The organism is Allobosea sp. GW821-FHT03A12 (genome assembly GCF_058986765.1).
Genome location: NZ_JBYSVZ010000004.1, coordinates 604,877 through 628,307 on the forward strand (window position 1 = coordinate 604,877; position 23,431 = coordinate 628,307).

At 66.8% G+C, this 23,431-nt stretch carries 22 protein-coding genes; 3 read left to right on the top strand and 19 right to left on the bottom strand.

Features of this window, described 5'->3' with window-relative positions:
- Positions 1 to 40: 40 nt before the first annotated feature.
- The 8 genes from fabZ to frr form a co-directional block, all read right to left on the bottom strand.
- The gene (gene fabZ / locus AC3WLC_RS17150) at positions 41 to 499 is read right to left on the bottom strand and encodes a 3-hydroxyacyl-ACP dehydratase FabZ (protein WP_346362743.1); all 459 of its coding nucleotides are present in this window, start codon (positions 497 to 499) and stop codon (positions 41 to 43) included.
- Between the two features lie 89 nt (positions 500 to 588).
- Positions 589 to 1,653: a UDP-3-O-(3-hydroxymyristoyl)glucosamine N-acyltransferase gene (gene lpxD / locus AC3WLC_RS17155; protein ID WP_493685111.1), complete on the bottom strand. Its 1,065-nt coding sequence runs from the start codon at positions 1,651 to 1,653 to the stop codon at positions 589 to 591.
- A gap of 39 nt (positions 1,654 to 1,692) precedes the next feature.
- Positions 1,693 to 4,221: an outer membrane protein assembly factor BamA gene (gene bamA, locus AC3WLC_RS17160; protein ID WP_493685112.1), complete on the bottom strand. Its 2,529-nt coding sequence runs from the start codon at positions 4,219 to 4,221 to the stop codon at positions 1,693 to 1,695.
- Between the two features lie 302 nt (positions 4,222 to 4,523).
- Entirely contained in the window at positions 4,524 to 5,672 is a 1,149-nt protein-coding gene (rseP, locus tag AC3WLC_RS17165; RefSeq protein WP_493685113.1) for an RIP metalloprotease RseP, read from the bottom strand.
- Between the two features lie 22 nt (positions 5,673 to 5,694).
- Entirely contained in the window at positions 5,695 to 6,876 is a 1,182-nt protein-coding gene (gene dxr / locus AC3WLC_RS17170; protein ID WP_493685114.1) for a 1-deoxy-D-xylulose-5-phosphate reductoisomerase, read from the bottom strand.
- A 7-nt stretch (positions 6,877 to 6,883) separates the two neighbouring features.
- Positions 6,884 to 7,702 carry a phosphatidate cytidylyltransferase gene (locus AC3WLC_RS17175; protein ID WP_493685115.1) on the bottom strand — a complete coding sequence of 273 codons (819 nt, stop codon included), beginning with the start codon at positions 7,700 to 7,702 and terminating at the stop codon, positions 6,884 to 6,886.
- The gene (locus AC3WLC_RS17180; protein ID WP_493685116.1) at positions 7,699 to 8,481 is read right to left on the bottom strand and encodes an isoprenyl transferase; all 783 of its coding nucleotides are present in this window, start codon (positions 8,479 to 8,481) and stop codon (positions 7,699 to 7,701) included. The genes AC3WLC_RS17175 and AC3WLC_RS17180 overlap by 4 nt, the downstream gene beginning before the upstream one ends.
- A gap of 32 nt (positions 8,482 to 8,513) precedes the next feature.
- Positions 8,514 to 9,077 (bottom strand): ribosome recycling factor, encoded by a 564-nt coding sequence (frr, locus tag AC3WLC_RS17185; protein WP_092154115.1) that lies wholly within the window; start codon positions 9,075 to 9,077, stop codon positions 8,514 to 8,516.
- 249 nt (positions 9,078 to 9,326) lie between these two features.
- On the opposite strand from frr, the gene AC3WLC_RS17190 reads away from it, so the two are divergent.
- Positions 9,327 to 9,740 (top strand): VOC family protein, encoded by a 414-nt coding sequence (locus tag AC3WLC_RS17190; RefSeq protein WP_493685117.1) that lies wholly within the window; start codon positions 9,327 to 9,329, stop codon positions 9,738 to 9,740.
- A gap of 3 nt (positions 9,741 to 9,743) precedes the next feature.
- On the opposite strand, the gene pyrH is transcribed toward AC3WLC_RS17190, so the two are convergent.
- The 5 genes from pyrH to AC3WLC_RS17215 form a co-directional block, all read right to left on the bottom strand.
- Entirely contained in the window at positions 9,744 to 10,451 is a 708-nt protein-coding gene (gene pyrH, locus AC3WLC_RS17195; RefSeq protein ID WP_493685118.1) for a UMP kinase, read from the bottom strand.
- 120 nt (positions 10,452 to 10,571) lie between these two features.
- The gene (gene tsf, locus AC3WLC_RS17200) at positions 10,572 to 11,495 is read right to left on the bottom strand and encodes a translation elongation factor Ts (protein WP_346362751.1); all 924 of its coding nucleotides are present in this window, start codon (positions 11,493 to 11,495) and stop codon (positions 10,572 to 10,574) included.
- 165 nt (positions 11,496 to 11,660) lie between these two features.
- Positions 11,661 to 12,665, bottom strand: a complete 1,005-nt coding sequence (locus tag AC3WLC_RS17205) for a 30S ribosomal protein S2 (RefSeq protein WP_493685119.1) — start codon at positions 12,663 to 12,665, stop codon at positions 11,661 to 11,663.
- Positions 12,666 to 12,825: 160 nt separating this feature from the next.
- Complete coding sequence (locus tag AC3WLC_RS17210; RefSeq protein WP_493685120.1) at positions 12,826 to 13,137, bottom strand: putative quinol monooxygenase; 312 nt, start codon at positions 13,135 to 13,137, stop codon at positions 12,826 to 12,828.
- 108 nt (positions 13,138 to 13,245) lie between these two features.
- On the bottom strand, positions 13,246 to 13,638 hold the full coding sequence (locus tag AC3WLC_RS17215; RefSeq protein ID WP_493685121.1) for a pore-forming ESAT-6 family protein: 393 nt from the start codon (positions 13,636 to 13,638) through the stop codon (positions 13,246 to 13,248).
- Positions 13,639 to 13,913: 275 nt separating this feature from the next.
- Between AC3WLC_RS17215 and AC3WLC_RS17220 the strand changes: the two genes are divergently transcribed.
- Positions 13,914 to 15,098, top strand: coding sequence for a GGDEF domain-containing protein (locus AC3WLC_RS17220; protein WP_493685122.1), 1,185 nt, complete (start codon positions 13,914 to 13,916; stop codon positions 15,096 to 15,098).
- A 4-nt stretch (positions 15,099 to 15,102) separates the two neighbouring features.
- On the opposite strand, the gene AC3WLC_RS17225 is transcribed toward AC3WLC_RS17220, so the two are convergent.
- From AC3WLC_RS17225 to dnaE, 5 genes are all read right to left on the bottom strand, one after another.
- Positions 15,103 to 15,474 carry a VOC family protein gene (locus AC3WLC_RS17225; RefSeq protein WP_493685123.1) on the bottom strand — a complete coding sequence of 124 codons (372 nt, stop codon included), beginning with the start codon at positions 15,472 to 15,474 and terminating at the stop codon, positions 15,103 to 15,105.
- 68 nt (positions 15,475 to 15,542) lie between these two features.
- Positions 15,543 to 16,238, bottom strand: coding sequence for a helix-turn-helix transcriptional regulator (locus AC3WLC_RS17230; RefSeq protein ID WP_493685124.1), 696 nt, complete (start codon positions 16,236 to 16,238; stop codon positions 15,543 to 15,545).
- A 3-nt stretch (positions 16,239 to 16,241) separates the two neighbouring features.
- Complete coding sequence (gene pncA, locus AC3WLC_RS17235) at positions 16,242 to 16,868, bottom strand: bifunctional nicotinamidase/pyrazinamidase (RefSeq protein ID WP_493685125.1); 627 nt, start codon at positions 16,866 to 16,868, stop codon at positions 16,242 to 16,244.
- Between the two features lie 115 nt (positions 16,869 to 16,983).
- Positions 16,984 to 17,703 carry an FkbM family methyltransferase gene (locus AC3WLC_RS17240; RefSeq protein ID WP_493685126.1) on the bottom strand — a complete coding sequence of 240 codons (720 nt, stop codon included), beginning with the start codon at positions 17,701 to 17,703 and terminating at the stop codon, positions 16,984 to 16,986.
- An 84-nt stretch (positions 17,704 to 17,787) separates the two neighbouring features.
- Complete coding sequence (gene dnaE, locus AC3WLC_RS17245; protein ID WP_493685127.1) at positions 17,788 to 21,255, bottom strand: DNA polymerase III subunit alpha; 3,468 nt, start codon at positions 21,253 to 21,255, stop codon at positions 17,788 to 17,790.
- A 469-nt stretch (positions 21,256 to 21,724) separates the two neighbouring features.
- Here dnaE and AC3WLC_RS17250 point away from each other — a divergent pair, with 469 nt between their 5' ends.
- On the top strand, positions 21,725 to 22,636 hold the full coding sequence (locus tag AC3WLC_RS17250) for a DMT family transporter (RefSeq protein ID WP_493685128.1): 912 nt from the start codon (positions 21,725 to 21,727) through the stop codon (positions 22,634 to 22,636).
- Between the two features lie 18 nt (positions 22,637 to 22,654).
- On the opposite strand, the gene AC3WLC_RS17255 is transcribed toward AC3WLC_RS17250, so the two are convergent.
- Positions 22,655 to 23,404, bottom strand: a complete 750-nt coding sequence (locus AC3WLC_RS17255; RefSeq protein ID WP_493685129.1) for a hypothetical protein — start codon at positions 23,402 to 23,404, stop codon at positions 22,655 to 22,657.
- Positions 23,405 to 23,431 lie beyond the last annotated feature (27 nt).

Genomic DNA, 23,431 nt, shown 5'->3' on the forward strand with positions numbered 1-23,431 from the left:
GGCTGGTCGGGAACGGGAGCGTGCATCGCGGTCCCCTTGCTCACACGACCATGGCCGACAGCTCGGCCTCGGCGACCAGCACGCCGTCGACCCTGGCCTCGCCGCGGTAGAACCAGATATTGCGCTTGTGCGCCAGCTTGGTGAGGTGGAAGCGCAGCGTGTCGCCGGGAACGACCGGCTTGCGGAACTTCGCTTTGTCGATCGTGGTGAACAGCACGGTCGTCACGGCCAGATCGTCATTGCCGCGCGCGCTGACGACGAGCACGCCCGCGGTCTGCGCCATGGCTTCGATCATCAGAACACCGGGGAAGACTGGGCGGCCCGGGAAATGGCCGGTGAATTGCGGTTCGTTGAAAGTAACGTTCTTGATGCCGACGCCGGACGCGTCCCCGTCGATCTCGACGACCTTGTCGACCAGCAGGAACGGATAGCGATGCGGAATGCAGGCCATGATCTTCTGGATATCGGCCACGCCGAGCGCTTTCGTCGCATCCGTCATCGTGTCGTTTCTCCTCGAACGCCCTGCGCCCCGCGCCGAAGCACGTCACCTGTCACGTAAAGCTGCTTTTGCCGGAAGTCGGCGTGAGATCAAGCGTTTTCGCCGCCACTCGGCCCTTTGCCGCGCTTGGCCACGAGTTGCTTGAGCAAGGCGGCCTCGCGCGCCCAGCTCAAGGCCGGCTGCGCCGGGTAGCCGCCATAGCGCGCACCACGTGGGACATCGCCGGCGACGCCGCTCTGCGCCGCGATCTGCGCGCCCATCCCGATCGTCAGATGGCCCGCCAGTCCGACCTGCCCACCGAGCACGGCGAAATCCTCGAGCGTGCTCGAGCCCGCCATGCCGACCTGGGCGCAGATGACGCAATGCCGCCCGACCACACAGTTATGGCCGATCTGGACGAGGTTATCGATCTTGCTGCCCTCGCCGATCACCGTGTCGCGGCTGGCGCCGCGATCGATCGTCGTATTGGCGCCGATCTCGACATCGTCTTGGATGATGACGCGGCCGACCTGCGGTACCTTCATGTGCCCTTTCGGCCCCATGGCGAAGCCGAAGCCGTCCTGGCCGATCCGCACGCCGGGATGGATGATGACACGGTTGCCGATCAAGGCCGCCTGCAGCGTCGAGCCGGCGCCGACCGCGCAGTGCCGCCCGATCCGCACCTGCGGGCCGATCACCGCGCCCGGACCGATCACCGTGCCGGCGCCGATCTCCGCGCCGGGGCCGATCACGGCGCCGGGATCGACCGTGACATCGGCTTCGAGCCTTGCCGTCGCATGCACGAAGGCGCCGGGTGCGACGCCGGCCGAGCCGAACATCGAGCCCGGCCGCAGCGCCTGCGGATGGAAGGTCGACAGCAGTTTGGCGAAGGCATGATAGGGCGCAGGCGTGACCAGCGCGACGGTGCCGGCCGGCACGCGCTCGGCGAAGCGCGCCGAGACGAAGCAGAGCGCCGCCGTCGTCCCCGCCAGGGCCGCGACATATTTCGGATTGTCCATATAGGCGGCATCGCTGCCGCCAGCGGTTTCGAGCGGCGCAACGCCCTCGATCCGGCGCTCGGGGTCGGCGCCGTCGGGCAAGCCGACACCCGACAAGGAAGCGACCTCGCTGAAGGACAGCGAGGTCGCGATCGGAAAGAAACTGGGATCTGCCATAAGATGGTCCGTTGCGGGGCGCGGGAAGCGCCCCGCCGGTCAGAAGCGGGCGCCGCCCGAGAAGCGGAAGGCCTGGACCCGGTCGCCGCCGAACTTGCCGGTGAGGCCGGTAACCGGATCGGTGCCGAACTGGCCGTCATCCTTCGACAGCGCATAGGCGTAGTCGAAGCGGATCGGGCCGAGCGGCGACTGCCAGAGCAAGCTCACGCCGACCGAGGAGCGCAGCACGTTCTTGTCACGCACGCAGGCGATGTTGTTCTGGAACGGCAGGCCGTAGGTCTGGTCGATCGAGACGTTGAACTGCCGCGCCTCGCTGCCCGCCGGGCAGAAGTTGCCGGCGACCTTGCGGCCACCGTCATAGTTGAACAGCGTACCGGCGTCGGCGAAGATCGCGCCCTTCAGACCGAGATCGCGCGGCAATCCGAAGATCGGGAACTGCACTTCGAGCGAACCACCGAAATAGGTGGTGCCGCCGAGCGCGTTCGCGGTCGGATCGTTGCGCAGGTCACGCGGGCCGATGCCGGACGGCGCGAAGCCGCGCACCAGCGTCGGTCCGAGGAAGTAGTGGTCGATCATGCGCAGATCGCCGCTCGTAGCCTGGACGTGACCGCCCTGGAGACGGGCGATGCCGACGAAGTCCTCGAGGAACTCCTTGTAGTAGCGGGCATCGGCGCTGACGCGCAGGAACTTCGAATCGCCGCCGACACCAGCGAATTCCGGCTTGAGCTCGGCGACGAAGCCGTTGCGCGGGTTCTGGTAGTTGTCGAGCGAATTGTAATTGAAGTTCAGGCCGACCAGCGAGGTCAGGGTCGAGCCCTGGGCCTCCTTGACCGCGACCGTCGCTTCGCCGTTCGTCAAGCAGCTGAAGGTCTGCGAGGCGGCCGACCCGCCAGGCGTTCCGGGCGTGATGCCGTCGAGCGGGAAAGTACAGTCGTTATACGGCTTCGAATAGGTGTTCGGAATCTTGATCTCGGTCGTGTAGATCGAATAGCGCGGCGTGATCGAGAACTCTTCCGTGATCGGGAAGGAGAAACGAACCTGACCGCCCGTCACCCGGCTCTCGAAATAGCCGATATTGGTGTTGTCGTTGAACTTCGAGAACAGGTCGAAGCCCGCTGCGATCCGATGGCCGAGGAAATACGGCTCGGTGAACGAGAAGTCGATGCCCTGGGTCCGCTGGCCCATCGTGCCGGCGATACGGACGAACTGGCCGCGACCGAGGAAGTTCGACTCCGACAGCGAGACCTCGCCGATGATGCCGTCCGAGGTCGAGTAGCCGCCCGCGATCGAGAACGAGCCGGTCGCCTTGTCCTCGACGTCGATGTTGACGACCACGCGGTCGGGCGCGCTGCCCGGCTCGTTGGTAATGCGAACCTTGTTGAAGAAGCCGAGATTGTTCAGGCGACGCTCGGCGCGGTCGATGAAGACCTTGTTGTAGGCATCGCCTTCGCCGAGATCGAGCTCACGGCGGACGACATAGTCGCGGGTGCGGGTGTTGCCGCGCACATTGATGCGCTCGACATAGACCCGCGGACCTTCCTCGACCACATAGGTGATGCCGATCTGCTGGCCGGCCGCGTCCCGCTCGCCGCGCGGGCGAACCTGCGCGAAGGCATAGCCGCGCTTGGCCACCTCGGTGGTCAGGGTGACCAGCGAGCGCTCGACGGCCTCGGCGTTGTAGGTATCGCCGGCAGAGGTATTCACGAGCGACTGGAGCGCAGCCGGATCGACGTCGCGCAGCCGGGAATCGACCGTGACGTTGCCAACCTTGTATTGCGGCCCCTCGTCGACGGTAACGTCGACGACCCAGCCGCCGGCCGCATCGTCGAAGCGCGCATCGCTCGAGACGATGCGGAAGTCGGCATAGCCGTTCTTCAGGTAGTAGCGGCGAATCAGCTCAAGGTCGGAATTGATCCGGTCGGGGTCATAGACGTCGGAGGTCTTGATCCAGCTCAGGAAGTTCGACTCGGTCGAGGTCATCAAGCCACGCAGGCGCGACGACGAATAGACGCCGTTGCCGGTGAAATTGATCGACTTGATGCCCGTCTTGCCGCTCTCGGAGATGGTGAAGACCACGTCCGAACGGCCGTTCGGCAGCGGCTGGATGCGACCGCTGACCGTAGCCAGACCGTAGCCGGCGCGGCGATAGACGTCCTTGAGACGCTCGACGTCGGCGTCGATGAGCTGCTGGCTCAGCGGGCCCCGCGCCTTGGACTGGACCTGGCCGAGCAGCACGTCGCTCTTCAGGCGGCGATTGCCCTCGAAGGCGACGCGGTTGATCGAGTCGTTTTCCTGGACGGAGACGACGGTCTGCGCGCCGCGGCGGCTGACCTGAACATTGGAGAACAGGCCCGTCGCCATGAGATTCTGGCGAATCTCCTGCGGGCTGTTCGAGCCCTGCCCTGTCGCATAGGAGCGGATCGTCTCCGCATCGACACGACGGTTGCCTTGGACAATCACGGACTGCGCGAACACCACGCCACCGCTGACGGCCACCATGACGGCCGCAAGTCCGACTGATCGAGAGAGCCGCATGCGCAAGGACCGGCTCTGAAGCGTCGACGTCATCGGGTCGCCTATTCCATTCTTTGGGTCACCACCCCGCGAACGGGGAGCCCCGCTACGGGCGAGGCTTGGCGACATTGAAGACCAAACGCTTCTACAAAGTTTCCTGCGGGGTGCAAACCGCCATTGTCGTTAACAAAAGATTTTTGCGGCGGTCGTTGCTGGTAGGTCACGCGCGCCAGTCGAAAAACCGGCCAGGCCCACGAAAACAGGCCATAAAAAGCCACAATCCATCGACGCGGGCAGCCTTGGCCGCCAATCATGTCAGCCTGGCGCAAGCTGGCTTGCACCAGGCTTACATGGGCTCACAGCAGTGAGCGGACGTGGACGAGATCGTTCCAGGTCACGAACAGCATCAGCATCAGCACGAGCCCGAGTCCGACCCGGAAACCGAGCTCCTGCGCGCGCTCGCTCAGCGGTTTCCCGCGCACCGCCTCGATCGCATAGAACAGCAGGTGCCCGCCATCCAGCATCGGCACCGGGAACAGATTCATCAATCCGATCGAGACCGAGAGCAGCGCCGCCAGATTGATCAGCGCCAGCAGGCCGCCGCTGGAGGCGACCATGCCCGAGACCTGGGCAATGCGGATCGGCCCCGACAACTGGTCGGTCGATTCCTTCCCCTTGATCAGCTTGGCGATGTAGTCATAGGTCCGCTCGACCACGAACCAGGTCTCGCTCAGGCCGAGCATGACGGATTGGCCCAGGCTGAAATGCTGGGTCGTCCAGTCCTCTGGCTTCGCCGAGGCCTGGACTCCGATGATCCCGAGCCGCTGCTTGCCCAGCGGCGAGGAGGTCTCGACCAGGTCCGGGGTCACCGAGAGGACGACGGCCGTGCCGCCACGCTCGACCGTGATCGGGAAGGTTTCGCCTGGCCGGATCGAGATCGCACGCTGCAGATCGGCGAAGCTCTTGACCTCGCGGCCGTCGACCAGCTGGATGAGGTCGCCCGACTGCAGCCCGGCGCGTGCCGCGGCCCCGCCGACCGTGACGGCATCGACGCGAGGCGCCAGCACCGGCTTGCCGAGAAAATAAGCCGTTCCGCCGAAGATCAGGATGGCGAGCAGGAAATTGGCGATCGGCCCCGCGGCGACGATCGCCGCACGTTCCGCGATCGACTGCGCCGGGAAGGATCGCTCGCGCTCCTCGCGGCTCATGCCCGCCAGCGCGTCGCCGTCGGTGGAGCTGGCGGCGTCCGCATCGCCTGAAAACTTGACGTAGCCGCCAAGCGGAATCACCGCGAAGCGCCACCGCGTGCCGTGCCGGTCGTTGAAGCCGAACAGCTCGCGGCCGAATCCGATCGAGAAGGTCTTCACATCGACGCCGCACCAACGCCCGACCAGGAAGTGGCCGAGCTCATGCACGAACACGACGAGGGTGAGAACGAACAGGAATGGCAGCAGATAGCCCAGCAGGAAGCTCGCCGCGTGCCAGACCGATCCGACGATATCCATAAAACTCTCCAAGCTTCAGTCACTAAGTGACAGTGAAGCGGCCCCCGGACAAGAGCGTGTGGGTCCGGTTTCTCGCATCGTGGTCAACGACGAGCGCCTCCGTGACGTCGGAAGGTGGCGACGGCAAGGCGCCGGCCAACTGCTCGCAGACGGCCTCGACCAAAGCGGGAATCGCAGGGAAGGCGATGCGGCGGTCGAGAAAGGCCTGGACGGCGATCTCGTTGGCGGCGTTCAGCACAGCCGGCATGGCTCCCCCTTCCGTGAGCGCCGCCATGGCGAGGCGCAGCGCCGGGAAGCGGCCGAGATCGGGACGTTCGAAGGCGAGCGGGCCGGCTGCGACCAGATCGAGGAAGCGGTTTTGCGGCGCATCAAGCCGGCCGTCGACGCCGAGGCAATGGGCGGCCGCGACGCGCATGTCCGGCACCGCCATGCCGGCGCTGACCGAGCCGTCGCGGAAGGTGACGAGCCCGTGCACGATCTGCTGCGGGTGGACCAGCACCTCGAGCTGGTCGGCGCCGAGCCCGAACAGGAAGGAGGCCTCGATCAGCTCCAGCCCCTTGTTCATCATGCTGGCCGAGTCGATCGTGATCTTGGCGCCCATCGCATAGTTCGGATGGGCCAGCGCCTGCTCGGGGGTGGCGGCGGCGATCTTCTCCGCCGGCCAGGTTCGGAAGGGCCCGCCGGAGGCAGTCAGCGTCATCGTGCGGATCGCCGAGATCGGCTCGGCTCCCAGCACCTGGAACAAAGCGTTGTGTTCGGAATCGAGCGGCAGGATGCGGGTGCCGGCTGCCTTCGCCCGCGCCATCACCGCAGCGCCGGCGCAGACCAGGCTCTCCTTGTTGGCGAGCGCGACGACCCGATCCGGCGTCAGCGCCGCGAAGGTCGCCTCCAGCCCCGCTGCCCCGGAAATGGCGCTGACCACGATATCGCTGTCGCGCGAGACCGCTTCGAGCACCGCCTCCCGGCCGGCGCCGTGGCGAATGCCGCTGCCGGCGAGTGCTGCGGCAAGCTCTTCGCCCTGCCCTTCATCGGCGATCGCGGCAAAGCTTGCGCCGGTCTCGCGGGCGATGCGAGCCAGCCCCACGGCATCGCGGCCGGCGACCACCGCAGCGACCTGCAACCGCTCCGGATTCTCGGCGATGACGGCGCGCGTCGAGCGGCCGATGGAGCCGGTGGCTCCCAATATGGTGACGGTGCGGCGCATAAGGTGATCAGTTTCCCAGGCGCGCCAGATAAAGCAGCAGGCCGGCGAAGACCAGCACGGCCCAATAGCCGTCGAGCCGGTCGAGGAAGCCGCCATGGCCCGGAATCAGCTGGCTCGAATCCTTGGCGCCGAAGCGCCGCTTGATCGACGATTCGAACAGGTCTCCGGCCTGGCTGGCGACGGATGCCATGAGCGAGACGGCGAGCACCGGCCAGAGGCCCGAGGGCAGCCCCGGGAAGAACCAGGCCCAGACCGCCGTCCCGCACAGGGTCCCGGCCAGTGCGCCGCCAAGCGCGCCGGACCAGGTCTTCTTCGGGCTGACGCTCGGCAGGAGCTTCGGCCCGCCCAGCGCCCGGCCGGTGAAATAGGCGGCGATGTCGGTGAGCCAGACCACCGCGAAGGTCCAGATGATCAAGGCGAGCCCGAGCTCGGGCACCTCGCGCAGCGCCGGCGTCACCAGCGCGAAGCAGAGCGCATAGGCGACGCCGCACGCTTCGAGCAGGCGCTGATTGCCGGCCTGCGTCGTCACGATCGCGGCGATCAGTCCGGCCAAAGCCGACACGCCCGCGAGCGCCGCGCCGCTCAAGTGGAGGAAGCTGAGCGCGAGCCCGGCCAAGCCGACGCCGATGCCGACCGCAACCGCATTCCTGCGGCTGACCATGGCGAGCCATTCATAGGCGACGAGGCCGGCGACGGCGGTCCAGATCAGGCGGAACGGCCAGCCACCGAACAAGGTGACGCCCAGGATGACGGCCGCGAGCACCAGCGCCGAGATGACCCGCAGGCGAAGCTCGGATGCGCCCGTGCCGGCGCCGGCCGCATTCACGCGACCCCCATCTTGGCTTCGGCCGGCTGCCCGACCCCGCCATAGCGGCGCTCGCGGCGGTGGAATTCGGCCAGCGCCTCCTCCAGCGCCTTGCGGTCGAAATCCGGCCAGAGCACCGGCGTGAAGATGAATTCGGCATAGGCCGCCTGCCAGAGCAGGAAGTTCGAGATGCGGGTCTCGCCCGATGTCCGGATCACCAGATCCGGATCGGGCAACTCGCCGGTATCGAAATGCGACGAGAGCATCGTCTCGTCGATCGCCTCGGGGGCGAGCCGGCCGGCAGCCACCTCCTGCGCCAGGTGCCGGGCGACGCGCGCGATCTCGTCGCGCGAGCCGTAGTTGAAGGCGACGACCAGAGTGAGACCGGTATTGCCTTCGGTCATCGTCTCGGCCCGCTCCACGAGCCCGCGCAGGTCGGGCGGGAGGTTCTCGCGGTTGCCGATGATCCGCACGCGCACGCCGGCTTCGTTCAGCTCGGCGAGATCGTTCTCGACGAAGCGGCGCAGCAGCCCCATCAGGAACGAGACTTCGGTGATCGGCCGGCGCCAGTTCTCGGTCGAGAAGGAGTAGAGCGTCAGGACGCGGATGCCGAGATCGGCGGCGTTGCGGACGGTGCGCCGCAGCGCTTCCAGGCCGCGCCGATGCCCTTCCTGTCGCGGCAGCCCACGCATCTGCGCCCAGCGGCCATTGCCGTCCATGATGATGGCGACATGGGCGGGAACTGCCGGGCGCGCGCCGTCTGACATCGAATGCCTCTTTTGGGCCGAACGTTCATGCACCGATGATACAGGACGGCGCCCTGCCACGCACTTTAGACGTGCAGGATTTCCTTTTCCTTGGCGGCGAGCGCCTGGTCGATCTCACCGATATGCTTGTCGGTCGCCTTCTGGACGAGGTCGGTCTGCTTGGTGACGTCGTCCTTGGGCATGTGCCCGTCTTTCTCCAGCTTCTTGATCAGGTCCATGCCGTCGCGGCGCACATGCCGGACCGCCACCTTGGCGTCCTCGGCATATTTGTGCGCGACCTTGACCATCTCCTTGCGGCGCTGCTCGTTGAGCTCGGGGATGCGGATGCGCAGCACCTGCCCCTCGGTCTGGGGATTGAGGCCGAGGTCGGATTCGCGGATCGCCTTCTCGACGGCCTGGACCATGCTGCGGTCCCAGACCTGGACCGAGAGCAGGCGCGGCTCCGGCACACTGACGGTGGCGAGCTGGCTCAGCGGCGTGCGCGCGCCATAGGCCTCGACCGTGATCGGATCGAGCACATTGGCCGAGGCGCGGCCGGTGCGAAGCGAAGCCAGGTCGCTCTTGAACTTCTGCACGCCGCCGTCCATGCGGCGATTGAGATCGGCGAGATCGAAAGTGGTTTGGGCCATCGTCTTCAAAACCTTGTCGAAACCGGCCGAGTGGAGCCGGAAATGCGCGCGACCATGGCGAGCGCCCGCCCCAGGGTCAAGGATTTATGCGTCAACAGCATTTTCCCCGACGAGTCCGCAAGCGGAATCGGAGCTCCCCGGCTTTTTGCATGGCCGGCACGATCGCTGAGTGCTGGCCAAGGCCGGGGACAGATCCTAGCTCAAGCTAGGGCCGCACGAACGGTCCCGGCCCTGCAAGGAGAACATCCCATGCCCCGGCTGAACCGCATCGTCGAAACCGCGCTCTATGTCGACGACCTCGACCGCGCCGCGGCGTTCTATGAGGGGACGCTGGAGCTCTCGTCCATGCTCAGGACCAGGACGCTGTTCGCCTATGACATCGGCGGCCAGAACGTCCTGCTGCTGTTCCTGCGCGGCGCCTCGGTCGAGACACAGGTCTCGGAGCGTGGCAACATCCCGCCGCATGACGGCCATGGCCCGCTGCACATCTGCTTTGCCGTCGACGCCAACGAACTCGCCGCATGGGAGACGCAGCTCGGCCGGCAGGGCGTCGAGATCGAAGGCCGCATGCGCTGGAATCGCGGCGGCACCAGCATCTATTTCCGCGACCCCGACGGCCATCTGCTCGAGATCATGACGCCCGGCAACTGGCCGAGCTATTGAGCGTCACGGCGTGACGTAGGTCGCCCTGCCCTCGCCGCGCAGCACGGCCGCGAGCATGCCGGGCGCTGCGATCGAGAAGACGACGATGGTGAGCGCCGCGTCGCGCGCGAGCGCGAAGGCGGCGGTGTCCATCACCTTGAGGTCGCGCTTGATCGCGTCCTCATGGGTCAGCGTGTCGTAGCGGGTCGCGCTCGGATCCGTCTTCGGATCGGCCGAATAGACGCCATCGACCTGCGTCGCTTTGAGGAGATGGCTGCAATCAAGCTCGGCCGCGCGCAAGGCTGCGCCCGTGTCGGTGGTGAAATAGGGATTGCCGGTACCACCGCCAAGGATGACGACCTTGCCGTTGGTGAGATGGTCGAGCGCCCGCTTGCGGGCATAGCTCTCGCAGAGCGACGGCATCGGCACCGCCGACATGGCACGCGCCGGGGCGCCGGCGCTCTCGATCGCATGTTCGAGCGCGAGCGCATTCATCACCGTGCCCAGCATGCCGATCGAGTCGGCGCTGGTACGGTCGAGCCCCTTGGTGAGCCCCTGGACGCCGCGGAAGAAATTGCCGCCGCCGACCACGATGCCGATCTCGACCCCCTCGCGCGAGGCATGGGCGATGTCGGCGGCAAGCGCGGTGAGCGTAGCGCCGTCGAGACCGTTTCCTTGAGGTCCGGCAAGGGCTTCGCCGGAGAGCTTCACGAGAACGCGTTTAGGTCTCATCGGGGCTCTCCACTGCTTGCGCCACATCGTACGACCCAACCGAATCGGTAGGCCGACCTTCTCTACTTACAAAAAAGGCCGCGCGAGGCGCGGCCTTTCTGAACGCTATCAACGAGCTTGTCAGCCCGTGGTGCCGCCGGCCGCCGCGACCTCGGCCGCGAAGTCGGTCTCTTCCTTCTCGATGCCCTCGCCCAGCGCGAAGCGGGCGAAACCGGTGATCTTGAGCGGGCCGCCGACCTTGCCTTCGGCCTCCTTCAGCACCTGGGCGACCGACTTCGAGCCGTCATGGATATAGGCCTGGTCGAGCAGGCAATATTCCTTGGCGTAGCTCTTCAGGCCGCTCTCGACGATCTTGGCGAGGACGTGCTCGGGCTTGCCGGCGTTCTTCTCGGCCAGAATCGCCTTCTCGCGCTCCAGCACAGCCGGATCGACGGAGGCGAGGTCGAGCGCAACCGGGTTGGTCGCGGCGATGTGCATGGCGAGCTGGCGGCCCATCGCGGCGAGCTCGTCGCCCTTGCCGCTGGTCTCCAGGCCGACGATGACGCCGATCTTGCCGAGGCCGTCGGCGATCGCGCCGTGGACATAGGAACCGATCACGCCCGAGGAGACCGAGACCTGCGCGACGCGGCGCAGCGTCATGTTCTCGCCGATCGTGGCGATGGCGTTGGCGATCGCGTCGGCGACGGTGCCGCCGCCCGGATAGTGATGGGCGGCCAGAGCCTCGACGTCGCCGCCGCGCTCGAGCGAGACATCGGCGATGGTCCGGGCCAGCGCCTGGAATTCGAGGTTGCGGGCGACGAAGTCGGTCTCGGAGTTGACCTCGACCACGACGCCGCTATGGCCGCGCACGGCGACGGCGACGAGGCCTTCGGCGGCAACGCGACCGGCCTTCTTGGCGGCCTTGGACAGGCCCTTGGCGCGCAGCCAGTCGATGGCGGCTTCCATGTTGCCGTCGGTGGCCGAGAGCGCGGCCTTGCAGTCCATCATGCCCGCGCCGGTCTTGTCGCGGAGTTCCTTCACCATGCCGGCGGTGATCGCAGCCATTTGCGTCGTCCTTGCTTATCTTGCGGCCTGCGCCCGGTGGCGCGCCGCTAATCCAAATCCGTCCCCATTGGCAAACGCCGACGGCCCGTTTCCGGCGTCGGCGTTGCTTGGGCTTAGTCAGGTATCGAAGTGCGACGCGCCGATGACGCGCCGCAATCCGGATTATCAGGCGTCGGCGAGATCGCGGGCCTGGGCAACCCAGCCCTGGCTCTCGATGCGGCCGGCAAGCTTCAGATCGTGATCGACCTTGCTGACATCGGCCGGGCTCATGGCAGCGAGCTGCCAGAAGTGGAAGATGCCGCCGTCATTGAGCTTCTGAACGATCTCCGGGCCCATGCCCGAGAGCTTCATGAAGTCGTCCGGCGCGCCGCGCGGCGCGGTCAGCAGCTCGAAGGCCGCGACCGAGTCAGCAGCCGGCTCGGCGAGCGCGGTCTCGACGACCGGGGCTTCGGCGGCGCCGAGATCGATGCCGCTGTCGCCCGAGGCGCGCGAGATGCCGTCGATGGCCGAACGGGCGATCAGGTCGCAATAGAGCTGGATGGCGCGGCCGGCGTCGTCATTGGCCGGGACCGGGAAGGTGATGCCGTCCGGATCCGAGTTCGAGTCGACGATGGCGGCGACCGGGATGCCGAGGCGCTGAGCCTCCTTGATCGCCAGCTGCTCCTTGTTGGTGTCGATCACGAAGATCATGTCGGGCGTGCCGCCCATGTCCTTGATGCCGCCGAGCGCCTTCTCGAGCTTGTCGCGCTCGCGCGCCAGCATCAGGCGCTCCTTCTTGGTCAGGCCGGAGCCGCCGCCGGAGAGCAGCTCGTCGACCTTGCGCAGGCGCTGGATCGAGGCCGAGATGGTCTTCCAGTTGGTCAGCATGCCGCCCAGCCAGCGGGAGTTGACATAGTACTGGGCCGAGCGCTTGGCGGCGTCGGCGATGGCGTCCTGCGCCTGGCGCTTGGTGCCGACGAAGAGGACGCGGCCGCCGCGGGCGACGGTGTCGCTGACCGCCTGCAGGGCGCGCGAGAGCATCGGCACCGACTGCGACAGGTCGAGGATGTGGATGTTATTGCGCGTGCCGTAGATGAACGGCGACATCTTCGGGTTCCAGCGGTGAGCCTGGTGGCCGAAGTGGGCGCCGGCCTCGAGCAGCTGACGCATGGAGAAATCAGGCAGAGCCATGGTATTCTTGTCCTTCCGGTTGAGCCTCTGGGGAGCGAATGAGCCGGCCATGAACTGGCCAGTCACCGGAACGCCTCGGTGTCGAGGTGATGCTTCCCATGTGGAATGAGGCGCGCCATACACGCGATGGCGCGCAATTGCAAGGCTTGCAGTCGGCTCGTCAGAGCGAGCCGACCTCATAAGCGACGTCATACGCTCCCGGCACGGCACGTTCCAGCAAGGGGCGCACGCGCGCCAGATGACTGGTGAGACGCTCGTCGCGGGCAAAGCGCAGCGCCGCCTCCTCGGATTCGAACATCGTCACCAGGACGACGTCGCGATCCTCGCGCGAGCGGAACAGGCGCCCGCCGATCAGCCCCTCGACCTTGCCGCGCACGGCACGATGCTGGGCAAGCTGAAGCTCCATGAACTCGGCGAAGTGTTCCGGCTTCGGTGTGATGACGCTGATGTTGACGACAGGCTGATCGGGCATGCCCGGCTCCCTTGATGTAGATGCAGGAGCCGGGTCGATACGGCCTCAACCAAAGTTCAGGTCAAGCCATGCCCTGCCAATATCTGGCAGGCGCAGGCCGCGTCGATGTCACTTCGGCAGCGAGGCTGCAGCCTTCTGCACGACGTCGCCGATCTGCTTGCAATAGGCCGCGGCGGTGCCGCCCTGCGCCTTGGCGATCGTTTCCAGGTCCTGGGTCACGCCCATCATCGCGATCGTGCCCTTCTTGCCGGCCGCCTCGGCGGTGTCGCCGGCGCTCTTGTCGGCCGGAGGCGGAATCAGGGCCAGTACCTTGGCCTGGATCGCGACGACATCTGCGCCGACATGGCCCTTCTCGGCACAGTAGCTCAGGATTCCGAGCTGGTTGCGGCCGGCCTGATAGGCCATCGCAAGCTGGTCGGCCTGGCTTTGGGCGAAGGACGAGCCGCAGGACAGGACCGCAAACGCGGCGAGCGCGCTGAAACGCTTGAAGGAAAGCAGCATGACAATCTCTCTCAGGTTGAACGCATCCGCAGATGCAAGCCCCGCTTCCCCAGCGCCAAAATAGCCTTCCTGCCGGACGCGACAAGGACGCGACAGGACAACTCGGGCACGGCGAAAGCGAACCGCATTTGTGAAAGCCTGATGCCGTTTCGCCGAAAACGCATCGTCAAGATCGAGGTAATCGTCGCCTGAGCAGATGTCCTGATCACACGGATGCCCGGCATCTCATTGGCAAAACGTTCACGCCGATCTGCTAGCAGGATCGGTGAGTCGACTTGAACTGGCGGGACGTGTTGCTCGATCTGAGGACGATCTATCTGGCAGGGGCTCTCACCTGCGTGATTCTCGGCTTCGTGCAGTTGTCCGCCTATGCCACCGGCCGCTTCGAACGCTGGCCGCTCTGGTGGGGGCTGAGCAACATCCTGATCGGCCTCGGCCTGATCGGCGTCGGCCTGCGGGGCAGCATCCCGGACATCATCTCGATCCCGCTCGCCAATACGGTCAGCTGGACCGGCTATCTGCTCATCCTGTTCGGGGTGAGGAGCTTCGCCGGGCGCCCTGCCCGGCCGCTGCTCTATCTGCTCGCGATCGCCGCCGCCGCCGTCCCGCTGTTCCTGTGGAACGAGCCCGAAGGCTTTGCCAAGCGGGTCGTTCTCATCGCCGTCCTGGTCATGGTTTGTGATGTGTTGCTGGTCCGGGAAGGCTTGCTCCTGTGGCGGCGCGAGCAGTTGGTCTCCGGCGCGATCCTGGCGGCGCTGTTCGCACCGACCGTGGTCCTGTTCGCCATCCGCGGCTATCTGGCCGCCACCGGGCGCCTCGGAACGGAGATGTTCCCGACCGACAACACCAGTCAGTGGCTCACGGCCACCGGCACCGCCTTCCTGATCCTGCGCGGCAGCGCGCTCCTGCTGCTCGCCGCCGAACGCAGCCGCAACAGGCTGGTCACGATCGCCCAGCACGATCCGCTCACTGGCGCGATGAACCGCAGCGGCCTGGAGCGCGCCATGACCCAGATCGCGGCGGATGCGGGCAGGCGCCCGGGCCGGCTGACCCTGCTGCTGATCGACATCGACCATTTCAAGAGCCTGAACGACACGCATGGCCACGCCGCCGGCGACCGCATCCTGCAGCTCTTCGCCGAGGCGGCCCGCAGCGAGCTGCGCGCCAGCGACATCCTGGCGCGCCATGGCGGCGACGAATTCGTCGCCCTCCTCCCGCATATGAGCGCCAAGGACGCGGTGCCCGTCGCCAACCGGATCCGCACCGCCTTCGCGCGGGCGCTTTTCGATTGGGACGGCGCTCCCCTCCGGCAGCCGACGCTCAGCATCGGCGTCGCCGAGGGCGATGCTGCCAGCGACGAACTGGAAACCTTGCTCCAGCACGCGGACGAAGCGCTCTATCGCTCGAAGCGGCTCGGCCGCGATCGGGTCCAGGTCCAGATCCGCGCTCTGGCGCGGTAAGTCCCTAGCCCTCGAACGGGTGGAAGACGCGCAGGCGGTGGCCATCCGGATCGGTCGCGACGAAGGTACGGCCGAAATCGAGATCTGTCGGCGCCTGCAGGATCGCAAGACCACGCCGCTGCCAGTCGGCATGGGTCGCATCGACCGCCTCGCCGCTGCCGACCACCATGGCGATCTCGCCGCCGCCTCCGGCCGCCTGCGCGCCCGGCTCGACGGTATGGCGCGACCACAAGCCGAGCCGCGCCCCCGACGGCAGCGCGAACATGGCGAAGGTCGGCGAGGCCTCCAGCGGAGCCTGACCGATCAGATCGGCATAGAAGCGGGCGCTGGCTTCGGGGCTGTCGACATAGAGGATGATGAAATTGGCATCGAGCATCGGGGTCATCTCCGGTTGGGGATGCGCGCATAATCGCTGCTGATGCTGCCAATTTCCGGCAGTGTATCTCAAGCCGGTGATGGAATCCCCTCGCGCTCGCGCCATTGCTTGAGCAACGCCTGGCGGCGGCGCGGATAGCGGACATCGACCAATTCGGCCTGCGCGATGCGGTCGGCCCGGAAATGGCGGAAATCGTTGCGCAATTCGCACCAGGCGACAACGACGCGGACATGGTCGAAGAAGCCGAGCGCGAACGGCCAGACCAGCCGCTGCGTCGCCGCCGTCTTGCCGTCCTGATAGCTCAGCGCCAGCTTGCGTTCAGCGCGGATCGCCTTGCGGATCAGGCCGAGATCGACGCTGGACGTGGCAGCGATCCTGGCGCCGGGACCGACGAGTAGCGCCGAGGCATCGGCCTTGTCACGCAGATCGGGCGGCAGCACCGCGACGATCTTGGCCATGGCGTTTCGGGCCGCCCCCGCAAGCCGGTCATCGGCCCGGCCGGCGACCCAGCGCGAGCCGAGCACCAGCGCCTCGATCTCGTCCTCGTCGAACATCAAGGGCGGCAGCATGAAGCCGGGCTTCAGCACATAGCCGAGCCCGGGCTCGCCCTCGATCGGGGCGCCCTGCCCCTGCAAGGTCGCGATATCGCGATAGAGCGTGCGGATGCTGACGCCGGTCTCCTCGGCTAGCTTCCGGCCACTGACCGGCCGGCGATGCCGGCGCAGCACCTGGACGAGGTCGAGCAGGCGCTCCGAACGCGACATCGCTCAGCCGCTCAGATCGGCGAGCCCGACCCGCCTGACGCCAAGCGTGGTCATCTCCGCCCAGGCGCGTTCGAGCGAGCCGTCAAGGTCGATCGCGCGGCAGGCCTCCTCGACGATAACCGTCTCGAAGCCGTGGCGGGCCGCATCCTGCGCCGTCCAGTTGACGCAGAAATCGGTGGCGAGGCCGACGACCGCGACGCGAGCGATGCCGCGCTCCTTGAGATAGCCGCCGAGCCCGGTCGGCGTGGTGCGGTCGGCCTCGACGAAGCCGGAATAGCTGTCGACCTCGCGGCGGCAGCCCTTGCGGATGATTGCCTGCGCCATGCTGAGGTCGAGACCGGGATGGAAGGCCGCCCCCGCGCTGCCCTGGACGCAATGATCCGGCCAGAGCACCTGCGTGCCATAGGGCATGGCGACCGTCTCGAACGGCCCCTTGCCGGGATGGCTCGACGCGAAGGAGGAATGCCCGGCCGGGTGCCAGTCCTGCGTCAGCACGACCGTGGCGAAACGCTTGCCGAGTTCGTTGACGAGCGGAACGATCTCGTCGCCGCCAGCGACCGCCAGGCCGCCGCCGGGACAGAAATCATTCTGGACGTCGACGACGATCAGCGCGGTCCTGGCATCGATCACGGGCTTGCCCTCACCAGAGCATTTTCGAGCGAAGTGGGCACCGGTTCGCGTAAAGAAAATGCGATAAAACAAAGAGCTAGAGCATTTCCGCGATTCGGAGAAACGCGGAAATGCTCTAGGTGGCGGTCCGCGTCATCCGGGTGATGCCCTTGCGGGCGGCGAACATGCGGCCATAGACGTCGCCGGCGAGATCGGGCCGGTAGCAGCGCTGTTCGAGCAGCGGGTCCCAGATGTGCTCGACCGTGTCGATCAGCTCGAAATCCGCTTTAAGCCGCTCCTCCAATTGCAGGCGATTCTTGCGGTTCTGGTATTCGAGCAGCACCAGCGAGGTCTTCGACAGATCGAGATGGTCGAGCACATCACCCTCGCCGCCCTCGATGTCGATCTTGACGATATCCGCCGAAGGCAGGCTCGCCGGATCGACCACCGTGACCTCGTAGCGCTCGACCATCGCCCCTGCGACGAAGGTGTCGCCGGCATAGGAAGCGAGGCCCGATTCGCCGTCGCCGGCAAAGCGGCTGAGGAAGGTCGCGGTCGTCTGACCACCGGGAAACAGCGCCGCATTGACCGTGACGATGTCGCGGCGCCGGTCGGTGTTGCGTTTCAGGAGCTCGTAGGTGCCGGGATGCGGCTCGTAGGAGGTCACGGTGCTGCCCGGCCAGCGGGCACTCGCCCAGAGCGCGAAGGAGCCGACATTGGCGCCGATGTCGAGGATATCGAGACCGACACCGTCATAGCCGCATTCGTACTCGCCCTCGAGCACGTCCTTGATCGCCCAGTGCATCGCCTCGGGCACGGCAAGACTCATCGGAATGCGCGCGACGTATTGCTTCATCGTCCCCCCGGAGACTGTCATTGTCTGCGGGCACTCTGATGCCTTGGCCGCCGGCAGCGCAAGGCTCTGCGCAGCCGAGGCCGGTCAGCGCAGCTCGACGTTGACCACCCCCGGCGCGGCGCGCACGGCATTGGCGAGCTGCTGGTTGACCGGATAGCGCCCCGGCAATTCGATCTCGATCTCCTGGGCGCCGTCGTCGAGGATCATCACCAGCGAGATCTTGCCAACGGAGCGCACGCCGTCGCGCGGCTTCACCCGCTCGGCGATCGAGGACAATGCCTTGTCGTCGCGCAGGAAGATGCAAAGATCCTGCTTCTGCCGGCCGGCGAGCTCGTCGAGCCGCTCGACATCCTCGATGCGCGGGCGGACCTCCTCGCCATCGAGCACGGCCGAGAGCCTGATCACCAGCGCTGCGCCAGGCTCAAGCAGCTCGCGATAGCGCTGCAGCCCTTCCGAAAACAGGATCGCCTCGAACTGGCCGGTCGGATCGGAGAGCTGGACGATGCCCATCTTGTTGCCGGACTTGGTCCGCCGCTCCGACCGGTCGATGACGGAGGCCGCGACCTTGGCGATCGAGGTGCCGCTGGCGCGGACAGCGCGGGCGAAATCGGCATAGCTCTGCACCCGCAGGCGCTTCAGCACATGCTCGTATTCGTCGAGCGGGTGGCCGGAGAGGAAGAAGCCGACCGCCTCGTGCTCGCGCTTCAGCCGCTCGGCCGGCGCCCAGGGCTCGAAGGGCGGGATCCGGAAGGCTTCGGCGTTCCCGCCGCTGCCGAGCATGTCGAGCTGCCCGGCCGCTGCCTCGTCGCGAATGCGGTTCGACAGCGCCAGCATGCCGTCGACCGCCGCCATCGCCTTGGCCCGCTCCGGCTCGATCTCGTCGAGCGTGCCGGCCGAGATCAGCGCCTCGATCGTGCGCCGGTTGACCAGACGCGTATCGATCCTTCGGGCGAAATCGGCGAGATCGCGGAACGGGCCTTCCTTGGTCCGCGCCGCGACGATCGATTCGACCGCCGCCCGGCCGACGCCCTTGATCGCGCCGAGCGCATAGCGGATCGCGCCGTCGGCGACGTCGAAATCGACGCCGGAGCGATTGATCGAGGGCCGCTCGACCTTGATGCCGAGGCGCTCGGACTCACGCCGGAATTCCGAGAGCTTGTCGGTGTTGCCGATGTCCAGCGTCATCGACGCCGCCATGAACTCGACCGGGTAGTTGGCCTTGAGATAGGCGGTCTGGAAGGCGACGACGGCGTAGGCGGCCGCGTGGCTCTTGTTGAAGCCGTAGTCGGCGAACTTCGCCAGGAGGTCGAAGATCTCGGAGGCTAGGTCCTTCTTCAGGCCAGCCTCGATCGCGCCCTTCACGAAACGGTCGCGCTGGGCGTCCATCTCGGCCTTGATCTTCTTGCCCATGGCGCGGCGCAGCAGGTCGGCTTCGCCGAGCGAATAGCCCGACAGCGCCTGCGCCACCTGCATCACCTGTTCCTGATAGACGATGATGCCATGCGTCTCGGACAGGAACGGCTCCATGCCGGGATGGAGATAGGTCGGCTCCTCCAGCCCGAGCTTGCGGCGGCAATAGGTCGGGATGTTGTCCATCGGGCCGGGGCGATAGAGCGCCACCAGCGCGATCAGGTCCTCGATTCGGTCGGCCTTCATCTCGACCAGCGCCTTGCGCATGCCGACCGATTCCACCTGGAACACGCCGACCGTTTCGCCGCGTGCCAGCATCTCGTAGGTCTTCGGGTCGTCGAAGGGCAATTGCGCCAGGTCGACCGCAATGCCGCGCTGGGCGATCAATTGCACCGCGATGGTCAGCGTCGTCAGCGTCTTCAGGCCGAGGAAGTCGAACTTCACCAGCCCAGCCTGCTCGACCCATTTCATGTTGAACTGGGTGACGCGCATGCCGGTACGCGGATCGACCGAGAGCGCGACGAGCTGCTCCAGCGGCCGGTCGCCAATGACGACGCCGGCGGCGTGGGTCGAGGCGTGGCGGTGCAGGCCTTCGAGCTTCTGGGCGATTTCGAGCAGGCGCCCGACGACCGGCTCCTCGGCCGCCGCCTCCTGCAGCTTGGGCTCGCCGGCGATCGCTTCCGGCAGCGTGATCGGCTTGGCCGGATTCTGCGGCACCAGCTTGGTCAGCTTGTCGACCTGGCCGTAGGGCATCTCCAGCACGCGGCCGACGTCGCGCAGCACGCCGCGCGCCTGCAAGGTGCCGAAGGTGATGATCTGGGCGACGCGCTCCTCGCCATAGCGATGCTTGACGTACTCGATCACCTCTTCACGCCGGTACTGGCAGAAGTCGATGTCGAAGTCCGGCATCGAGACGCGGTCGGGATTGAGAAAGCGCTCGAACAGCAGGCCGAAGCGCAGCGGATCGACGTCGGTGATCGTCAGCGCATAGGCGACGAGCGAGCCAGCGCCAGAGCCGCGGCCCGGCCCGACCGGGATGTCCTGTTCCTTCGCCCATTTGATGAAGTCGGCGACGATCAGGAAATAGCCCGGGAATTTCATCCGGGTAATGATCGAGAGCTCGAAGGCGAGCCGCTTTTCATAGTCCTCAACGGTGAACCCGGCGGCTGGTCCATGCTTGGCCAGCCGTGCTTCGAGCCCGGCCTTCGCCTGGCTCTCCAGCTCATCCGCTTCGTCCCGCCCCTCCTCGCCGAAGCGCGGCAGGATCGGCTTGCGCGTGCCGACGCGCCAGGAGCAGCGTCGGGCGATCTCGACGGTGGACGCGAGCGCCTCCGGCAGATCGGCGAAGCGCCGCTTCATCTCCTCGCGGCCGGCGAAGAAATGCGCGGGTGACACCCGCCGCCTCTCGCCATCCGAGAGCAGCCGACCTGCCGCCACGGCGAGCAGCGCGTCATGCGCCTCGAAATCGGCCGGCTTGCCGAAGAAGGGCTCGTTGGTCGCGACGATCGGCAGGTCGTTGTCATAGGCCAGCCGGAGCAGTCCGGCCTCGACCGCCGGCCCGTCCTCGCGCTCATGGCGCTGGATCTCGACATAGAGCCGGTCGCCGAAGATCGCCTGCAGGCGCTTCAGGCGCGCTTCCGCCTGAGCCGGCTGGCCGGCACGCAAGGCGAGGTCGAGCGGCCCGCCCGCCCCGCCGGTCAGGGCGATGACGTCGCTGTGGAAGGCCGCGAGATGGTCGATGCTTGCGACCGGGCTCCCGCCGGCGGCGGCGAGGCAGGCTTCCGTCACCAGCTTCATCAGATTGCCGTAGCCGGCTTCGCTGGTCGCCAGCAGCACGACATGCGGCGTCACGCTCTGGACCGGCTTGCGCCCGCCCGTGTCCTCATCGGCGAAATCGACCGAGAGCTGCACGCCGGCGATCGGCTGGATGCCGGAACCCGCCAGCTTCTCGGAGAATTCGAGCGCGCCGAACAGGTTGTTGGTGTCGGTCAGCGCCATGGCCGGCTGGCCGTCGCCGGCCGCAAGCTTGGCGAGCGAGCCGACCTGGATCGCGCCCTCGAGCAGCGAATAGCTCGAATGGACATGGAGGTGGACGAAGCCGACCTCGTCCTGAACCTGTGTATCGTCTTTGCGGTCGGTCATCGCGCCCTCCGGCGCGTCTTCCATTCAGCCACTAAGCCGAGCGAGAGGACCTGCGCCGATTCCTGATCCCAGGAGCATGCTCCGAACCGCTTATTGCGCGCCACCCCTCCCCGGTCGAGCCGGTCCATCTGCGAGGCTGTGGATGCCGTCGCGATGGCGCTCGACTGCGACCATGAGAGGCCACTCAGACATGCGGTCCCGAGGCGAGCGCAGCCCAGACCCAGATCATTCCGACGAAGAGAGCGAGCGCCAGGAACTCCACGGCTCCGGCCATCAGCTTGCGGGCAATCACCATGTCCGATCTCCAATGTTCTCTATATGTTCAGTTTAGTTCTCTTCTTGTTCACGTCAATATCGTTGGGGCAGCTGACGTTGGAAGACACGCCGGAGAGTTAATCCGGATTTACCGAGGCTGCGAAAGCGTTAACGGCGACGCCGCCGCCGGGCGGAATCAGATAGGGTCGGCGCCATGCTTCCTTCCCCCGATCAGGCGCCCGACAAACCGCGCAGCGAGGCGCTCGGCATCGCGCTCATGGCCGTGGCGATGCTGATCGTTCCGGCCGCCGATGCGATCGCGAAATATCTCAGCGGCGCCCACTCGCCGGTGTTCTTGACCTGGGCGCGCTATGTCGCCGCGCTCGGCTTCATCCTGCCGGTTGCCATGATCCAGCGCGGCCGGACTCCATCCCCCGCGCCGCCGCGGCCCGGCCGACATTGGCTTTCGCAGATCCTGCGGGCTGCCTTCCTCGTCGCGGCGATGGCGCTCTATTTCGCGGCGATCGCGCGCATCCCGCTGGCCGATGCGCTCGGCGCCTATTTCATCGCCCCGATCGCAGCGACGCTGCTCGCTACATTTGTCCTGCGCGAGCGGCTCGACCGGCGAAAGCTGCTGGCTGTCGTTCTCGGCTTCCTCGGTGCGATCCTCGTCGTGCGCCCGGGTGCGGAGACCAGCGCCGACACGCTGATCGCGCTGGCCTCCGGCGGCTGCATGGCCGGCTATCTGGTGATGACCCGGCTCACGGCACAGGACAGGCTGCCGGTCGCGACGCTGACGATCCAGCTTACCCTCGGCGTCCTGATGCTGACGCCCGTCGCCCTGCTGCAATGGACGACGCCGACGCGCGACGGGCTGCTGCTGATCCTGCTGATGGGCCTCGTCTCGACATTCGGCCATCTGATGACGATCAGCGCCTTCCGCCTGGCGCCGGTCGCGACGCTCTCGCCCCTGGTCTATCTCGAACTGATCGGCGCGACGGCGCTGGGCTTTATCCTGTTCGGCGACCTGCCCTCGCCGATGACCTGGGCCGGGATCGCGGTGATCGTCGCAGCCGGGCTGATCGTCGCCACTGCACCGCCGGCAAAGCGTCGCATGGCGCCATGAGGCAACGCAGCGCCGCCCTCAATTCACCAGCGCATTCAGCGCCGAGATGACGGAGCGCGGCTCGATCTCGCGCGGCGTCTCGTCGAAGGCGGCGCGATAGTAGTCGAGCATGCTGAGTTGCTCGAAGCTGTCCCAGATCTCCTCGTCGTTCATCGCCTGGCTGCGCTCCTCGAGGTTGAGGATCATGCCGTAGTCCTCGGGGCCTGTGCCGTAGACCAGCGGCGGCGGCAGCGGCTCGGTGCGCAGTTCGTTCTCCGCCGCGGCGATCGCCGCAAGCGCACCCGGCACCCAGGCGCGATGATAAGCGTTGGAGACGTCGCGCTCGGCGTCGCCCGTGCCGGTCAGCACGGCACGGCAGGCGACGGCGAAGGCATCGATCATGCCGTTGCGCTCAGCCAGCCGGTCGGCAGCGTTGTAGTTGGCGTGGATCGGATCGACATAGGCGAACTCATTCTGCAGCAGCCGCGCCGGCTCGCCCTGCAGGAAGAGCCAGGGATAGGTGTTGTCGATCAGGATCTGCCCCGGCAGCAGATGTGCCGCCTGGTTGTCGCCGGAGGCGCTGAAGAACTGCTGCTCGGCGCCCTTGCAGGTCACGCTCGGATTGGGCGTCAGCGGCAGGCCCGGCCGGTCGGGCATCCGGATCGCCGCCATGTAGACCAAGACCTTGGCGACCCGGGTATTGCGCGAGCGCCCGTGCCAGAGCGCCTGCTCGGTGTCGGATGAGAAGCGCTGGACCCGCAGCAAGCGGAAGCGCTCCTGCGCGGCCACGGCCCGGTCGGGAGAACGGCGACGCCC

What these genes read in the sequence shown, in the direction of transcription:
- fabZ (WP_346362743.1), bottom strand. Translation starts at nt 499, where the DNA reads ATGACGGATGCGACGAAAGCGCTCGGCGTGGCCGATATCCAGAAGATC.
- lpxD (WP_493685111.1), bottom strand. Translation starts at nt 1,653, where the DNA reads ATGGCAGATCCCAGTTTCTTTCCGATCGCGACCTCGCTGTCCTTCAGC.
- bamA (WP_493685112.1), bottom strand. Translation starts at nt 4,221, where the DNA reads ATGACGTCGACGCTTCAGAGCCGGTCCTTGCGCATGCGGCTCTCTCGA.
- rseP (WP_493685113.1), bottom strand. Translation starts at nt 5,672, where the DNA reads ATGGATATCGTCGGATCGGTCTGGCACGCGGCGAGCTTCCTGCTGGGC.
- dxr (WP_493685114.1), bottom strand. Translation starts at nt 6,876, where the DNA reads ATGCGCCGCACCGTCACCATATTGGGAGCCACCGGCTCCATCGGCCGC.
- frr (WP_092154115.1), bottom strand. Translation starts at nt 9,077, where the DNA reads ATGGCCCAAACCACTTTCGATCTCGCCGATCTCAATCGCCGCATGGAC.
- AC3WLC_RS17190 (WP_493685117.1), top strand. Translation starts at nt 9,327, where the DNA reads ATGCCCCGGCTGAACCGCATCGTCGAAACCGCGCTCTATGTCGACGAC.
- pyrH (WP_493685118.1), bottom strand. Translation starts at nt 10,451, where the DNA reads ATGAGACCTAAACGCGTTCTCGTGAAGCTCTCCGGCGAAGCCCTTGCC.
- tsf (WP_346362751.1), bottom strand. Translation starts at nt 11,495, where the DNA reads ATGGCTGCGATCACCGCCGGCATGGTGAAGGAACTCCGCGACAAGACC.
- AC3WLC_RS17205 (WP_493685119.1), bottom strand. Translation starts at nt 12,665, where the DNA reads ATGGCTCTGCCTGATTTCTCCATGCGTCAGCTGCTCGAGGCCGGCGCC.
- AC3WLC_RS17210 (WP_493685120.1), bottom strand. Translation starts at nt 13,137, where the DNA reads ATGCCCGATCAGCCTGTCGTCAACATCAGCGTCATCACACCGAAGCCG.
- AC3WLC_RS17215 (WP_493685121.1), bottom strand. Translation starts at nt 13,638, where the DNA reads ATGCTGCTTTCCTTCAAGCGTTTCAGCGCGCTCGCCGCGTTTGCGGTC.
- AC3WLC_RS17225 (WP_493685123.1), bottom strand. Translation starts at nt 15,474, where the DNA reads ATGCTCGATGCCAATTTCATCATCCTCTATGTCGACAGCCCCGAAGCC.
- AC3WLC_RS17230 (WP_493685124.1), bottom strand. Translation starts at nt 16,238, where the DNA reads ATGTCGCGTTCGGAGCGCCTGCTCGACCTCGTCCAGGTGCTGCGCCGG.
- AC3WLC_RS17240 (WP_493685126.1), bottom strand. Translation starts at nt 17,703, where the DNA reads ATGAAGCAATACGTCGCGCGCATTCCGATGAGTCTTGCCGTGCCCGAG.
- dnaE (WP_493685127.1), bottom strand. Translation starts at nt 21,255, where the DNA reads ATGACCGACCGCAAAGACGATACACAGGTTCAGGACGAGGTCGGCTTC.
- AC3WLC_RS17250 (WP_493685128.1), top strand. Translation starts at nt 21,725, where the DNA reads ATGCTTCCTTCCCCCGATCAGGCGCCCGACAAACCGCGCAGCGAGGCG.